Origin of the sequence: Sphingomonas oligophenolica (assembly GCF_039522915.1) — a bacterium.
GTDB lineage: Bacteria > Pseudomonadota > Alphaproteobacteria > Sphingomonadales > Sphingomonadaceae > Sphingomonas > Sphingomonas oligophenolica.
Window position 1 is genome coordinate 102,711 of record NZ_BAAAEH010000008.1, and the last position, 13,882, is coordinate 116,592.

General features: G+C 66.2%; 12 protein-coding genes. 6 read left to right on the forward strand and 6 right to left on the reverse strand.

The annotated features are described in order from the left end of the window. The 4 genes from ABD050_RS06080 to ABD050_RS06095 all read right to left on the reverse strand — a co-directional run bounded on the left by ABD050_RS06080 (position 1) and on the right by ABD050_RS06095 (position 4,473). The gene (locus tag ABD050_RS06080; protein WP_343888341.1) at positions 1 to 1,215 is read right to left on the reverse strand and encodes an alginate export family protein; all 1,215 of its coding nucleotides are present in this window, start codon (positions 1,213 to 1,215) and stop codon (positions 1 to 3) included. Next, on the reverse strand, positions 1,215 to 2,450 hold the full coding sequence (locus tag ABD050_RS06085) for an MFS transporter (RefSeq protein ID WP_343888385.1): 1,236 nt from the start codon (positions 2,448 to 2,450) through the stop codon (positions 1,215 to 1,217). Before ABD050_RS06085 ends, ABD050_RS06080 begins: the two co-directional genes overlap by 1 nt. A 230-nt stretch (positions 2,451 to 2,680) precedes the next feature. Further along, positions 2,681 to 3,898 (reverse strand): ABC transporter substrate-binding protein, encoded by a 1,218-nt coding sequence (locus ABD050_RS06090; RefSeq protein WP_343888342.1) that lies wholly within the window; start codon positions 3,896 to 3,898, stop codon positions 2,681 to 2,683. Further along, positions 3,895 to 4,473 carry an ANTAR domain-containing response regulator gene (locus ABD050_RS06095; protein WP_343888343.1) on the reverse strand — a complete coding sequence of 193 codons (579 nt, stop codon included), beginning with the start codon at positions 4,471 to 4,473 and terminating at the stop codon, positions 3,895 to 3,897. The genes ABD050_RS06090 and ABD050_RS06095 overlap by 4 nt, the downstream gene beginning before the upstream one ends. A gap of 157 nt (positions 4,474 to 4,630) precedes the next feature. Between ABD050_RS06095 and ABD050_RS06100 the strand changes: the two genes are divergently transcribed. The 4 genes from ABD050_RS06100 to ABD050_RS06115 all read left to right on the forward strand — a co-directional run bounded on the left by ABD050_RS06100 (position 4,631) and on the right by ABD050_RS06115 (position 9,019). Beyond that, positions 4,631 to 5,794, forward strand: coding sequence for an acyl-CoA dehydrogenase family protein (locus ABD050_RS06100; RefSeq protein WP_343888386.1), 1,164 nt, complete (start codon positions 4,631 to 4,633; stop codon positions 5,792 to 5,794). A gap of 251 nt (positions 5,795 to 6,045) precedes the next feature. After that, complete coding sequence (locus ABD050_RS06105; RefSeq protein ID WP_343888344.1) at positions 6,046 to 6,867, forward strand: alpha/beta fold hydrolase; 822 nt, start codon at positions 6,046 to 6,048, stop codon at positions 6,865 to 6,867. A gap of 101 nt (positions 6,868 to 6,968) precedes the next feature. Continuing rightward, positions 6,969 to 7,820, forward strand: a complete 852-nt coding sequence (locus ABD050_RS06110; protein WP_343888346.1) for an HTD2 family dehydratase — start codon at positions 6,969 to 6,971, stop codon at positions 7,818 to 7,820. Next, a complete protein-coding gene (locus ABD050_RS06115; protein WP_343888347.1) occupies positions 7,805 to 9,019 on the forward strand; it encodes an acetyl-CoA C-acetyltransferase in 1,215 nt (404 codons plus the stop codon). The genes ABD050_RS06110 and ABD050_RS06115 overlap by 16 nt, the downstream gene beginning before the upstream one ends. 16 nt (positions 9,020 to 9,035) lie before the next feature. On the opposite strand, the gene ABD050_RS06120 is transcribed toward ABD050_RS06115, so the two are convergent. Beyond that, a complete protein-coding gene (locus ABD050_RS06120; RefSeq protein ID WP_343888348.1) occupies positions 9,036 to 10,352 on the reverse strand; it encodes an NAD(P)/FAD-dependent oxidoreductase in 1,317 nt (438 codons plus the stop codon). A 234-nt stretch (positions 10,353 to 10,586) separates the two neighbouring features. On the opposite strand from ABD050_RS06120, the gene ABD050_RS06125 reads away from it, so the two are divergent. Together ABD050_RS06125 and galE are read left to right on the forward strand one after the other, a co-directional pair. Continuing rightward, the gene (locus tag ABD050_RS06125; protein WP_343888349.1) at positions 10,587 to 10,964 is read left to right on the forward strand and encodes a hypothetical protein; all 378 of its coding nucleotides are present in this window, start codon (positions 10,587 to 10,589) and stop codon (positions 10,962 to 10,964) included. Between the two features lie 128 nt (positions 10,965 to 11,092). Next, positions 11,093 to 12,088, forward strand: a complete 996-nt coding sequence (gene galE / locus ABD050_RS06130; protein WP_343888387.1) for a UDP-glucose 4-epimerase GalE — start codon at positions 11,093 to 11,095, stop codon at positions 12,086 to 12,088. Here the strand turns inward: galE and ABD050_RS06135 are convergent. Then, positions 12,085 to 13,680, reverse strand: a complete 1,596-nt coding sequence (locus tag ABD050_RS06135; RefSeq protein WP_343888350.1) for an ABC-F family ATP-binding cassette domain-containing protein — start codon at positions 13,678 to 13,680, stop codon at positions 12,085 to 12,087. The two genes, galE and ABD050_RS06135, sit on opposite strands and share 4 nt — an antisense overlap. Positions 13,681 to 13,882 lie beyond the last annotated feature (202 nt).

Below are 13,882 nucleotides of genomic sequence, written 5' to 3' on the forward strand. Positions count from 1 at the left end.
TCAGATCGCCCATTCGAGTGAGACCCAGAATTTCCTGGTGTCGGTCGCGAACGTGTCAGCGTCGTAATCGGCGTACTTCACGAGCGCGGTATATTTGCCCTTCTTGAAGCTCGCCTGCGCGTCGATTTCGTTGCCGTAGTGAAGGCCGAGCCGATCGCTGTCGAAGCGATGATAGCTCGCCGTCAGGCCGATCGCGTCGAGCCCGGCCTTCTTCTTCCACCCATAGCCGATCGTGCCATAGAGATCGCGCAGGCCGTTGGGCGGCGTCACCAGGAACTTGTCGGCCCAGCCGTTGAACTTGTGCAGCGTGGCGAGCGGGGTCTGGAAACTCGTCACCGCGACACCCTTGTCGGCGCCGAGCACTTCGTAACCGCCGGTCAGCGTCAGGGCCTTCACCGCGACGCCTGCTTCGCCGAGATAGTAATTGGCATGATAGACGTTCGGGTTGCGATGATAATTGCTCTGCGACGCGAAGCTTGCGGCGTACGTCAGCTTCACCAGCGTGCTGAGCGGCCAGGCGCCGGCGAAACGGCCGCCATAGGTCTGGCTGCTGTTCACGAAGACCTGTTTCTGGTCCTGATCGACCAGATAGGCGAAGCCGGTCAGCGTGCCGATCCTGGTCGTAAAGCCAAGGTTCGCGAACACATTGTCGCCGCCAATCTCCGACAGACGCGCAGCTCCGAAGCTGTTGCCCCCGTCGATCCCCCAGATCGTGCGGACATTATTGGCATAGGTCAGGTCGGCCTTGAGATTCCTGACCCCCGACCATTCGAAGCGGACCGCGTCGAATGTCTGCTCGTTGTCGCGCCACCCGACAGCACCGACGAAGCGCTGGTCATCGAGGTTGATACGCTGCCGACCGACCGTGACGATCGTCTTGTCGGGCCCGTGATACTGGAGCTGAAGCCGGTTGAGCTCGATGTTCTGCGGATCCGAGACGAGCGGGCGATCCACCTTGCCGTTGAGCCCGCTATTATAGGCCGGCGACATCGCCAGCGTCGCCTCGGACTCGGCGAGGAAGGCGAAATCCCCGGTTTTCGCCTCGAAGCCGCTGCGGATCCGGGCAGTCAATGCATCGGCGTCCCTGGTCAGTGGTGCCTGCTCGACATGTTCGTAGCGCAGGCGGACATCGACGATCGGCTTCAGGGCGATGGGGTCGGCAAGGGCTGGCGTCGAGACCAGCCCCGCCAGAGCGAGGAACGGGAGCGCGCGCATCAGATCCGCGCCCCGTTGGCCGCGCCCCAGGTGGCGCGCCAGCGGTTCTTCACGATGGTCAGGCCTGCGAGGGCGATGATCGCCAGCGCTGCGAAGATCAGGAAACCGGCCTGGGGCGTGCCCGTGAGCTGCTTGGCCAGCCCCAGCGACGAGGCGAGATAGAAGCCGCCTACACCGCCGCCGAAGCCGACCAGCCCGGTCATGATCCCGATCTCCGCGTGAAACCGCTGCGGCACCAGCTGGAACACCGCCCCGTTGCCGAAGCCCAACGTCCCCATCACCAGCACGAAGAGCGGCAGCGCGATCGCGAGCGACCTGGGCCCGACGCTGATCGCCACGAGGGTCGCGGCAGCGAGGAGATAGACGACGGTCAGCGCCTTGATCCCGCCGATCCTGTCGGCGACCGCGCCGCCGACCGGGCGGACGAGCGATCCGGCGAAAACGCAGGCGGCGGTGCAATAGCCGGCGATCACCGGGGTCAGGCCGAAGCTGTCGGTAAAATAGATCGACAGGCTCGACGACAGGCCGACGAAGCCGCCGAAGGTGACGCCATAGAAGAGCATGAACCACCAGGCATCTTGGTGCTTCAGGACCGACAGATAGGCAGCGAAGGATTTCGGCGCCGGCCGGTTGGGCGAGTCCTTCGCCATCGCCATATAGAGGACGAAGACGATGGTGAGCGGGATCACGGCAAGGCCGAGCACTGCGTTCCAGCCGAACGCCTTGGCGAGCAACGGCGCGAACAGGGCGGCGAGCACGGTGCCCGAATTGCCCATGCCGGCAATCCCCATTGCCTTGCCCTGATGCTCGGGCGGATACCAGCGCGAGGCAAGCGGCAGCGCGACCGCGAAGCTCGCCCCGGCAAAGCCGAGCACGACGCCGACCGCCAGCGTGCCCTGATAGCTGTGCACGCCGAAGAACCATGCTGCGGCGAGTCCGGCGACGACGATCAGCTGACTGATCGCCCCGGTCGTCTTGGGCCCGATCCGGTCGACCAGTAGCCCGTTGACGATCCGCAGGATCGCGCCGGCGAGTGTCGGAACGGCGACCATGAAGCCCTTTTCGGCTGGGGTCAGCGCCAGATCCTTGGAGATGATCGGTGCGAGTGGGCCAAGCAGGACCCAGACCATGAAGGCCAGGTCGAAATAGAGAAAGGCGGCGATCAGCGTCGGGCGGTGGCCGGCCTGCCAGAAGCCGGATGTGTCTGAAGCGATTCTGGTGGTGGCGGGGCGCATTCCCGGCGCCGTCGCATCGAGCGTCATTTGAACCTGCGTCATCGTCTCGATCCCCTTCGAGCAAACGCAAAAAAGCCGCCGCGACGCCCGCTATGAAGCGGAGCGCGGCGGCGACTTTGCCAAATTTCGGTGGTACCGGTGGCTACGTCGTTGCAGCCAATCAGCGGTGCAGTGAAAATGCCTGCGATTCGCCGGCCGCGCAAGTTCTTTTTTGCAGTGCAGCGAAAAAATCAGTCCCGCGCGAACCCCGCCAGATAGGCGTCGAGCGCATCGGGATCGAAGCTGCGGGCATCGAAAAAACGGTCAGCGCCCAGGATCAGCCGGCCCTGCGTCGTGCCGACGCCGAGCCCGTCGCTGATACCGCCTTCCAGCTTTGAGCTGGCACCCGGCAACGGCACGCCGAGCGGCCGCAGCGCGGCGCGATAGACGTCCGGCCTGAACACCCTTTGCGCCGCCTGGTAGCTTGCCTCGTCGCGGCGGACATGGCCCGCCAGGCACATCTGCGCGTAGAGCCATGCCGCCTGGCTGACCCAGGGGAAGTTCGCCGCCTCGCGGTGCTGGAACATGAAATCGGGGACGTGGACCGGTTCCGCCCCGCGCGCGAACACGATCCGGTCGGAGATGGCGTGGCGGATCAGCTCGGCCGATCCGTCGAGATACTCAGGCCGCGCCAGGATCGTGGCGATCTCGTCGATCCGCCCCGGATCGACGAACGCCTTGCCGGCATTGTAGAGGGCGCGGATCAGGCCATGGGTGGTGTCGCGATCATCCTCCATCCGTTCGGTCCGCATCGCGAGTACCTTCTCGACGCCGCGCAGCCAGATCTGCGACGTGACGGCGACGATCGCGCCGACGCCGCGATCGACCGCGACGCTGTTCCACGGCTCGCCGACACAGATGCCGTCGACCTCGCCTTCGGCCAGCGCATCGGCGGCGAAGGGCGGCGCGACCGTCACGATCTCGACATCGTGGTCCGGGTCGATGCCGCTGCCCATCAGCCAGTAGCGCAGCATATAATCATGGCTCGAATAGCGATGGACCACGCCGAATCGCAGCGACTTTCCGGCGGCACGCGCGCGCTCGGCGGCCTCAGCCAGCCGGGCGCCGATCACCGTCACGTCGCCGGGGCCGCCGAGCACGGTCACCTCCGCCGCCAGATCGGGGCGGAGCGTGATGGCATTGCCGTTCAGCCCAAGCACGAACGGCACCGACAGCGACATTGCCGGGCGGCCCAGCCCGAGCGTGGTCGCGATCGCCAGCGGTGCCAGCAAATGCGCCGCATCGCTATGGCCGTAGAGCAGGCGATCATTGACGGTTGCCCAGCTCATGTCGCGGACCAGCGTGAGGTCGATCCCCTCGGCCTCGGCGAAACCAAACTCGCGCGCGAGGATCGGCAGCGCTGCGTCGACCAGCGGCAGGAACCCGATCCGGAACGGCGTGTTGCTCATAGCTCCCCCATCAGTCGGTCCGCCGTCACGATCGCGTCGGCGACATCGCCGATCCGGCGGCCGCTATCCATCGCCGCCTTGCGCAGCGCCGCATAGGCGGCAGGTTCGTCGATGCCGCGACGCTTCATCAACAGCATCTTCGCCTGGTCGATGGTCTTGCGCTCCGCGAGTGCGCCCCGCGCTTCGTCGAGTTCGGTGCGGAGCCGGGAAAAGGCATTGAAGCGCCTGATCGCGAGCTCGAGGATCGGCTTGATCCGTTCCTTCTTGAGTCCGTCGACCACATAGGCCGAGACGCCGGCATCGATCGCCGCCTCGATTCCCGCGCTGTCGCTCTGATCGACGAACATCGCCACCGGCCGCGCCATCGCCCGCGAGAGGGTGAACAGCTCCTCGAGTTCGTCGCGATGGGGATTGGCGAGATTGATCAGGACGACATCGGGCGAAAAGGCCTCGAGCCGCGCCGCGATTCCCTTGCGATCGACGAACAACAGCACGTCGAGCAGGCCCGCGTCCCGCAGGCCTTCCTCGATCACCGCCGCGCGGGCGGGACTTTCATCAACGATCGCGATCCGCAAAACCCAAAGCCCCTTGCTGCATCGCAGCATAGCCGCAACCGGGCACCACGTTCAATCCGGCTTCTCGGACGGGGCAGTCTTTGACGGCATTGGCCTTTGACGCATGGCTCGTTCGCGCCCTAATCGGCTGAGCAATCCCAATCGGACAGTGAACATCATGGTCACCGACGCCCAGCTCAGCCATCCGGAGATTCGGGAAGCAGTGCGCCGGTTGTGCGCTGATTTTCCCGGGGAATATTGGCAGGGGCTCGACCGCGCGCGCGCCTATCCGAGCGACTTCGTGGCGGCGCTGACTCGCGAAGGCTTCCTGTCGGTGCTGATCCCGGAGGACTATGGGGGCTCGGGCCTCGGGCTCGGCGCCGCGACGGCCATCCTTGAGGAAATCCACCGCTCGGGCTGCAATGGCGGCGCCTGCCATGCCCAGATGTACACGATGGGGACGATCCTCAAGCACGGCTCGGCCGAGCAGAAACTGGCTTATCTGCCCGCGATCGCGCGGGGCGATCTGCGGCTTCAGGCGTTCGGCGTGACTGAACCGACCGCCGGCACCGACACCACCCGGATCAGCACCGTCGCGCGCCGCGAGGGCGACAGCTATGTCGTCAACGGCCAGAAGATCTGGATCAGCCGCGCCGAGCATTCCGACCTGATGGTCCTGCTCTGCCGCACCACGCCGCGCGAGGAGTGCGCCAAGCCCTCGGACGGGATGAGCGTGCTGCTGGTCGATATGCGCGCCGCGATCGGCAACGGGCTGACTATTCGCCCGATCCGCACCATGATCAATCACGCGACGACCGAATTGTTCTTCGACGATCTCGTGGTGCCCGCGGCAAATCTGATCGGCGAGGAAGGGCAGGGGTTCCGCTACATCCTGTCGGGGATGAACGCCGAACGCATCCTGATCGCGTCGGAGTGCATCGGTGACGGGCGTTTCTTCATCGATCGCGCGTCGGCCTATGCGAAGGAGCGTAGCGTTTTCGGGCGCGCGATCGGGGAGAATCAGGGCGTCCAGTTCCCCATCGCCCGCGCCTATGCGCAGCTCTCGGCCGCCGCGCTGATGGTCGACAAGGCGGCCGCCCTGTTCGATGCCGACCAGCCCTGCGGCACCGAAGCCAATATGGCCAAGCTGCTTGCCTCCGAAGCGAGCTGGTATGCCGCCGACATGTGCGTCCAGACGCATGGCGGCTTCGGCTTCGCCGAGGAATATGACATCGAGCGCAAGTTTCGCGAGACACGGCTCTACCAGGTGGCGCCGATCTCGACCAATCTGATCCTGAGCCATGTCGCCACCCATGTCCTGGGCCTGCCCAAGTCGTTTTGACGGCCCTGTATCTCGTCGACGGCGAAGACGATTTCTATCGGGTATGAAGACCCGCTCGCCGCTAGGGCGAGAAATTTGTCGTTTCCATCCTTGGCCGCGTGGATGCACGTCGGATAGTGTGGCCGGCGCATCGAGAGATTCGGCGGGCAGGTCGACAGGATGCGGCCGCAGTGAAGCCGTCATGGCCTCCTGCCGCTGATTTGGATGCTTGAACCGGTCCTCAACCGCATTTCAGCCAAGGGAGTACAGCGATGGCTTTCATCACGACCAGTGACGGAACCGAGATCTTCTACAAGGACTGGGGCAAAGGCCAGCCGATCATGTTCCACCATGGCTGGCCGCTGAGCGCCGACGACTGGGACAGCCAGATGCTGTTCTTCCTTGCCCAGGGCTACCGCGTGATTGCGCATGACCGGCGCGGCCACGGCCGCTCGACCCAGACCTGGCAGGGCAACGACATGGATACCTATGCCGCCGACGCAGCCGAGCTTGTCACGCATCTCGGCCTGACCGACGCGATCCATGTCGGCCATTCGACCGGCGGCGGCGAGGTGGCCCGCTATGTCGCGCAGCACGGCAATGGCCGGGTCGCCAAGGCAGCGCTGATCAGCGCGATCCCGCCGGTGATGGTCAAGTCGGAGAGCAACCCGGGCGGCACGCCGATCGAGGTGTTCGACGGCTTCCGCGCCGCCATGGCGAACCGCGCGCAATTCTACCGCGATGTTCCCGAAGGGCCCTTCTACGGCTTCAACCGGCCGGGCGCGAAGGTCTATCCGGGACTGATCGACAATTGGTGGCGCCAGGGAATGATGGGCGGCACGCTGGCGCATTATGAGTGCATCAAGGTCTTTTCCGAGACTGATCTTACCGAGGACCTCAAGGCAATCGATGTGCCGGTGCTTGTGATGCACAGCGAGGACGACCAGATCGTGCCCTTCGCCGATTCAGGCCCGCTGGCCGCCAAGCTGCTGAAGAACGGTACGCTCAAGGTCTACAAGGACTTCCCGCACGGCATGCCGTCGACCCATGCCGATATCGTCAACGCCGAACTGCTGGCTTTCTTCAAAGCCTGATACCGTCCGCCAAGGGCGCGTGCCGTTGGCGCGCGCCCTTGGCAACGGGAAATTTTCACCGCGACCAGGACAGGCGCGACGCGACCCTGCATAAGACGTGTGTGGATATCGAGCACCTGAAGCAATGGATCGGGCGCGAGGAGCGCGCGGGCGACTGCGCCTCGCCGGTGCCGCTCGCCGGGCTTGCTGCCCTGCTCGACCATGAAACGCCCCCCTGGATCGAGGGCGAGGTGCCGCCGCTCGGCCATTGGCTTTATTTTCTGCCGCATGCGCGCCAGTCCGCGATCGATGTCGACGGCCATCCGAAGCGCGGCGATTTCCTGCCGCCGGTGCCGCTGCCGCGGCGCATGTGGGCGTCGGGGGAAGTCGTGTTCCACACGCATGTTCCGATCGGCGCAGCGATCGAACGGCGATCCAGGATTGCCGACGTCACCGCCAGGACCGGGTCGAGCGGCCCACTCGTGTTCGTCACGCTGCGCCACGACATCTTCTGCGACGGCGCGCTTGCCATCGAGGAGCGGCAGGACCTGGTCTATCGCGGTCCGGGTGACGCGCCTGCGCGCGCAGTCGAGGTGCCGGTCGCCGATGCCACCCGCATCGTTACGCCTGATCCCGTGGCGCTGTTCCGCTACTCGGCGCTGACCTTCAACGGGCACCGAATCCATTACGACCGAGATTACGCGCGAAACGCCGAGGGCTATCCCGGCCTCGTCGTCCACGGCCCCTACGCCGCGACCCTGCTGGTCGATCATTTCCTGCGCGAGACACCGGGCGCAATCGTGAAACGCTTTTCCTTCCGCGCCCGCCAGCCATTGTTTGACACAGCACCCTTCTCGCTCAATCTCAGGCGGGCGGGGGCCGCCGCCGAGGTCTGGACCACTGACGCGGCCGGCCGGCTGGCGATGACCGGCACGATCGATTTCAAGGGAGAACAAGCGTGCGCGATGTCGTGATCTGCGAGCCGCTCAGAACGCCGGTCGGGCGTTTCGGCGGGGTATTCAAGCCGATGAGCGCTCAGCAACTCGGCGCGATCGTGGTGCGCGGGCTGCTCGATCGCACCGGCCTGCCGCCCGAGGCGGTCGAAGATGTGTTGTTCGCGCAATGCTACCCGACGATGGACGCACCTGCCCTGGGGCGTGTCGTGGCGCTCGACGCCGGGCTGCCGATCGAGACGGGCGGTGTCCAGATCGACCGGCGCTGCGGCTCTGGCCTGCAGGCGGTGATCTATGCGGTGATGCAGGTTGCGACCGGCGGGTCGGAGCTGGTGCTCGCCGGTGGCGCCGAATCGATGAGCAATGCGCCCTTCTATTCGACCGGCCTGCGCTGGGGCGTGAGCGCCGACGGGATGAAGTTCGACGATTCGCTGGTGAAGGGCCGGATTTCGGCCGGTGGCCTGAAGTATCCGGTGCCCGGGGGCATGATCGAAACCGCGGAGAATCTGCGCCGCGACTATGCCGTGCCGCGTGCCGAGCAGGATGCCTATGCCGCCGAATCGCATCGTCGCGCTGTCGCGGCGCAGGATAGCGGCGTGTTCGCCGAGGAAATCGTGCCGGTCACCGTCAGGATGCGCAAGGAGGAAGTCCTTGTCTCCAGCGACGAGCACCCCCGCCGCGGCGTCACCGCTGAATCGCTTGCGTCGCTCAAGCCCCTGCTCGGCGCGAAGGACAGCGAGGCGACGGTGACCGCGGGCAATGCCAGCGGCCAGAATGACGGCGCATCGGTCGCGATCGTGACGACGGCCGAAAGGGCGGCGGCGCTCGGGCTCAGGCCCTTTGCGCGGCTGGTGTCCTGGGCGGTCGCCGGCGTTCCGCCGAAAACGATGGGGATCGGCCCGGTACCCTCGGTCGCGAAGGCGCTCGACCGGGCTGGGCTGACCCTCGCCGATATCGACCTGATCGAGCTCAACGAAGCCTTTGCCGCGCAGGTGCTTGCCTGCACGCGCGAATGGAAGTTCGCTGCGGCCGATTTCGAACGGATGAACGTCCATGGCTCGGGCATCTCGCTCGGCCATCCGGTCGGGGCGACCGGCGGGCGGATCCTGGCCACCTTGCTGCGCGAGATGGACCGGCGCGGCGCGCGCTACGGCATCGAGACGATGTGCATCGGCGGCGGCCAGGGGCTGGCGGCAGTGTTCGAGCGCCGGAGCGGCTGACGATCGGCCTTCCGGCTCAGTGCAGCTTCAGCCGCGGCCTGATGATCGTGTTCACCCGCCCGATCACGATCAGCCCGAGTCCGCGCAGCCAGCCATGGATCGCGATCAGGTGCATCCGGTAGAGCGAGACATAGACGAAGCGCGCCAGCCGCCCCTCGATCGCCATCCGTCCGCCGACCAGATTGCCCATCAGGCTGCCCACGGTCGAGAAGCGGCTGATCGACACCAAAGATCCATGGTCGTGATACACGAAGGGCGCCAGCGGCCGCCCGTGCATCACGTGGATCAGGTTGTGGAACACCGCGCTTGCCATCTGGTGCGCCGCCTGAGCCCGCGGTGGAACAGGGCGTTCCGTGTTCGGGTCGATGCAGGAACAGCAATCGCCCAACGCGAAGATGCGGTCGTCCAAAGTCGTCTGCAGCGTCGGCCTGACGAGAAGCTGGCAATTGGCGTTGGTTTCGAGCCCGCCGATATGATCGAGGATCGGGGCGCCCCGCACGCCCGCCGCCCAGACGCGCAGTTCGCTCGCGATCCGCTCGCCCCCACCGGTGATGATGGCGTCGGCAGTCACCTCGGTGACGCGGGTGCCGGTCAGCACCCGCACGCCGAGCGCCTCGAGCTCATCCTGCGCCGCCTGGGCGAGCTTTTCCGGCAGCGCGGGCAGGATGCGGGGCCCGGCCTCGATCAGCGTCACCTGCAGGCGGCTCTCGTCGAAGGTCTCGAGCCCGTAATAGCGCAATGCCGCCGCCGAGTTGAACAATTCGGCGGTGAGCTCGACCCCCGTCGCGCCGCCGCCGACCACCGCGATTCGGACATGCTCGTCGGACGTCGGGTCGACACTCATCGTATGAGACACGCGCAGGCAATGGTTGAGCAGCCGGTTGCGGAACCGGTCGGCCTGCGCCCGGTCATCGAGCACCATGCAGTGCTCGCGGGCGCCGGGCGTGCCGAAATCATTGGTTATTGAGCCGACCGCGATGACCAGCCAGTCATAGCGGATCCGGTGCCGTTCGATCAGTTCGCTGCCGTCCTCGTCGAGCAAGGGGGCGATGACGATCTCGCGCTGTTCCCGATCGATCCCTTCGAGTGTTCCAAGGAAGAAGCGATAGCCCCAGCGGTGGCAATGGCTGCGATAGCCGACTTCGTCGAGATTGGCGTCGAGCGAACCGGCGGCGACCTCATGGAGCAGGGGCTTCCAGATATGCGTCCGGTTGCGTTCGACCAGGATGATATCGTGGCGCTTGCGCCCATATTTCGCGCCGAGCCGCCGGGCGAGTTCGAGCCCGCCTGCACCGCCGCCAACGATCACGATCTGGATTTTGCGCTCCGTCACCTTGCCCCCGGGTGTTCCACGCTTCGCTATCGTGTTCCACTGTTAGCGATCGGGCACGGCTTGGCGAGCGAAATCGCCCGGAAAACAGCCAAACAGGCCGAGTTTCGGGTGGAACAGGGCCGGGATCACGGCACAAAGAGGGGTGGAACACGGTGTTCCGCTTTTGGGATCACGTGAATCACCACCGCGCTGGTTATGGTTCGCCTCTCAGTCGCTAAGGCTCGGGGGACGGAAATGCTGGCACATGATTTTGCGATTCCACGGAATCGTGTCGAGCTGTTGCTCGATAACGCTCCGCTGGAAAAGGCGCGCCACATCCAGGCGCAGCGTCGCCTGCGAGACGAGATCCTCGGCGCGGAATTGTTCGGCGATCCCGGCTGGGATCTCATGCTCGATCTCTACATTGCCCAGGCGAGCGGCAAGCGCGTCTCGGTGACGAGCGCTGCGATCGGATCCGGCAAGCCGATGTCGACCGGGCTGCGCTGGGTGAAGCTGCTCATCGAGCACGGCCTGATCATCCGCGAGGCCGATCCGCATGATGGCCGCCGGTCCTATCTCCATCTGACCGATTCAGCGCTGGATGCGCTCGAGGAGTTCCTGGCGCGCTGCTGAAACGACGGCCCCCGCCGACCGGCATCGACCTTTTTCCTCGCATCGGCGTTATCGCGGCATCGACAGCCGACCGATCGCGCAGCTAAGGCCGGGGGGCACCGGCCGGTGGTGCCTGACGGGGAATGACGATGCTTGACGGTGCGGTGCTGGTGACGGGCGGGGCTGGCTATATCGGCAGCCACGCGGTGCTGGCGCTGCTCGATGCCGGCCATCGGGTCGTGGTGATCGACAACCTCACCACCGGCTTCGCCTGGGCGGTCGACCGCCGTGCGACGCTGATCCAGGGCAATATCGAGGATGACGGCCTGGTTCGGGCGGCGCTTCGCGATCACGACGTCCGCGCGATCATGCATTTCGCCGGCTCGATCATCGTGCCGGAATCAGTCACCGATCCGCTCAAATACTACCGCAACAATACCGTTGCGAGCCGTGCCCTGCTCGAAAGCGCAGTGGTGTGCGGCGTGCGGCACTTCATCTTCTCCTCGACTGCGGCGACTTATGGCACGCCCGAAAAAGTACCGGTCTCCGAGGGGGACCCGACCGTGCCGATCAACCCCTATGGCACCTCGAAGCTGATGACCGAGATAATGCTGCGCGACGTGGCTGCCGCCCACCCGATCAACTATTGCGCGCTGCGCTATTTCAATGTCGCCGGCGCTGATCCTGAGGGTCGCACCGGCCAGTCGACCGCAGGGGCGACCCATCTCATCAAGATCGCGGTCGAGGCGGCCACCGGCAAGCGCGAGACGGTCGGGGTGTTCGGCACTGACTATGACACGCCCGACGGCACCGGGGTGCGCGACTATATCCATGTCAGCGATCTGGCGGCGGCACATGTCGCGGCGCTCGACCTGCTGGTCGCCCAGCCGGCGCGCAGCCATGTCCTCAACGCCGGCTATGGCCGCGGCTTCTCGGTGCTCGAAGTGCTCGATGCGGTCGACCGGGTCACCAACATGAAGCTCGAGCGGGTCGTCCAGGGTCGCCGCCCGGGCGACGCTGGCGCGCTGGTCGCCGACAATCGCGCGATCCTGGCCACGCTCGACTGGAAGCCCGCGCGCGACGATCTCGACATGATCGTCAGGGACGCGCTCGCCTGGGAAAGGGCGCTGCAACAGCGCAGTTAGGAGTGCGGGCCAGGCAGGGTGAGCCTCACGCGCCGCGCGATCCCGATCGCCTCCAGGAACGCCTCGTCATGGCTCACCACGAGCAGCGCACCGTCATAGGCGCGCAACCCCGCCTCGACTGCCTCGATCGAGTCGATATCGAGATGATTGGTGGGTTCGTCGAGGATCAGCAGGGAAGGCGGCTTTCGCCCGCCAAGCACGCAGGCGAGCCCCGCGCGCAGTATCTGCCCGCCGCTCAGCGTGGAAACGATCTGGAGCGCTGCATCTGCCCTGAACATGAAGCGGGCGAGCGCCGCCCGGCATGCATTCTCGTCCCGCTCGCCGTTGAGCCGCACGAAATTGTCGCGGATCGAGGCCGTTGGATCGAGCAGGCTCACCCGCTGATCGAGCATCGCAATATCGGCGGCAACCCGGACGGCTCCGGTCCAGGGCTTTAGCTGCCCCGTGACGAGCGCAAGCAATGTCGTCTTGCCCGAGCCGTTCGGCCCGGTGACGGCCACCCGCTCGGGTCCGCTGATCGCCAGCGACAGGTCGCTCAGGATGGGCCTGCCCGGCACATGGCCGGCGGTCACGTCGTGAATCTCGAGCACGGTCCGGTTGGCTGGAAGGCCGGTCGGCGCAAGCGCCACCGAGAAGGGCTTCACTGTCTCCACTCGGGCCCGTGCCGCCGCAGCTGCCTCGGCCACCTGGGCGCCGCGGCGTTCGGCCAGCCGCCGGTTCTCGCCGCCCGTGTCCTCGGCGCGGTCCTTGCGTGCGCCGATCAGGATGCGCGGCATATCCCCCTTCGCACCCTTGCGCTTGCCCGCGCCGTCCTTGCGCGCCTTCCGCTCCGCCGTCTCCTGCGCACCGCGCGCGACCTCGGCGACCTGCCGCTCGGCCTCAGCCAGGTCGCGCTCCGCCGCGGCGAGCTCGAGCGCCTTGCGCTCGCGGTACCGGCTCCAATTGCCGCCATAGCGGGTTGCGCCGAGCGTCGTCATCTCGACGATCGCATCCATCGTCTCGAGCAGGTCGCGGTCATGGCTGACGACGATCGCGCCCGCCCGCCATCCGGCGAGCAGCGCGATAACCGCGTCGCGCCCGGCCCGGTCGAGATTGTTGGTCGGCTCGTCGAGCAGCAGGAAATCCGGTTCGGTGAAAACCACTCCGGCCAGGCTCGCCCGCGTGCGCTGTCCGCCCGAAAGCGCTGACAGCGGCGTGTCGGCAGTCGCGTCCAGCCCGACCCGGCCCAGCGCAGCGGCAATGCGATCCTCGAGCGTCCAGTCGGCCTCGCCCAGCTCCTCGATGCCAGCGGCGCCTTGCTCGGCGCGCCGCAGCAGGGCCAGCGCGTCGCGCGCCCCGAACAGGTCGGCGACTGTCTCGTCCGCTTTTAGCTGCACGGTCTGGCGCAACACCCCGATCGTGCCGGTGACGGTGATTTTCCCGGTCTGGACCGGCAGTGCGCCGGCAATCAGCCTGAGCAGCGTTGTCTTGCCAACGCCGTTGCGGCCGACAAGCCCGGCGCGCTCGGCGCCGAAGCTCAGGTGGAGATCGGCAAAGACAATGCGGTCGTCAGGCGTTGACCAGGCGAGATTGGAGAGGGTGATGGCTGACATGATGAACGTCCCTGAGGGCAAGGCGGGCTGGCGTTGCGGTCAGAGAGGCGTTCATTGGGCACATCCGGTCGGAGGACCGGTGTCAGCGGCCTGATGGGGTGAAATTAGAGCGGGGCGGGTCGGGTTGCAAGTCGATCCCTGCCGGGGAAGGTGGGGCATATCGGCGCCGATGGTGTCGCGCCGCCCCGCTCCCCACCCGGTG

Excerpts from the sequence above, each read along its gene's own strand:
- ABD050_RS06080 (WP_343888341.1), bottom strand. The coding sequence starts at position 1,215 with ATGCGCGCGCTCCCGTTCCTCGCTCTGGCGGGGCTGGTCTCGACGCCA.
- ABD050_RS06085 (WP_343888385.1), bottom strand. The coding sequence starts at position 2,450 with ATGCGCCCCGCCACCACCAGAATCGCTTCAGACACATCCGGCTTCTGG.
- ABD050_RS06090 (WP_343888342.1), bottom strand. The coding sequence starts at position 3,898 with ATGAGCAACACGCCGTTCCGGATCGGGTTCCTGCCGCTGGTCGACGCA.
- ABD050_RS06100 (WP_343888386.1), top strand. The coding sequence starts at position 4,631 with ATGGTCACCGACGCCCAGCTCAGCCATCCGGAGATTCGGGAAGCAGTG.
- ABD050_RS06105 (WP_343888344.1), top strand. The coding sequence starts at position 6,046 with ATGGCTTTCATCACGACCAGTGACGGAACCGAGATCTTCTACAAGGAC.
- ABD050_RS06125 (WP_343888349.1), top strand. The coding sequence starts at position 10,587 with ATGCTGGCACATGATTTTGCGATTCCACGGAATCGTGTCGAGCTGTTG.
- galE (WP_343888387.1), top strand. The coding sequence starts at position 11,093 with ATGCTTGACGGTGCGGTGCTGGTGACGGGCGGGGCTGGCTATATCGGC.
- ABD050_RS06135 (WP_343888350.1), bottom strand. The coding sequence starts at position 13,680 with ATGTCAGCCATCACCCTCTCCAATCTCGCCTGGTCAACGCCTGACGAC.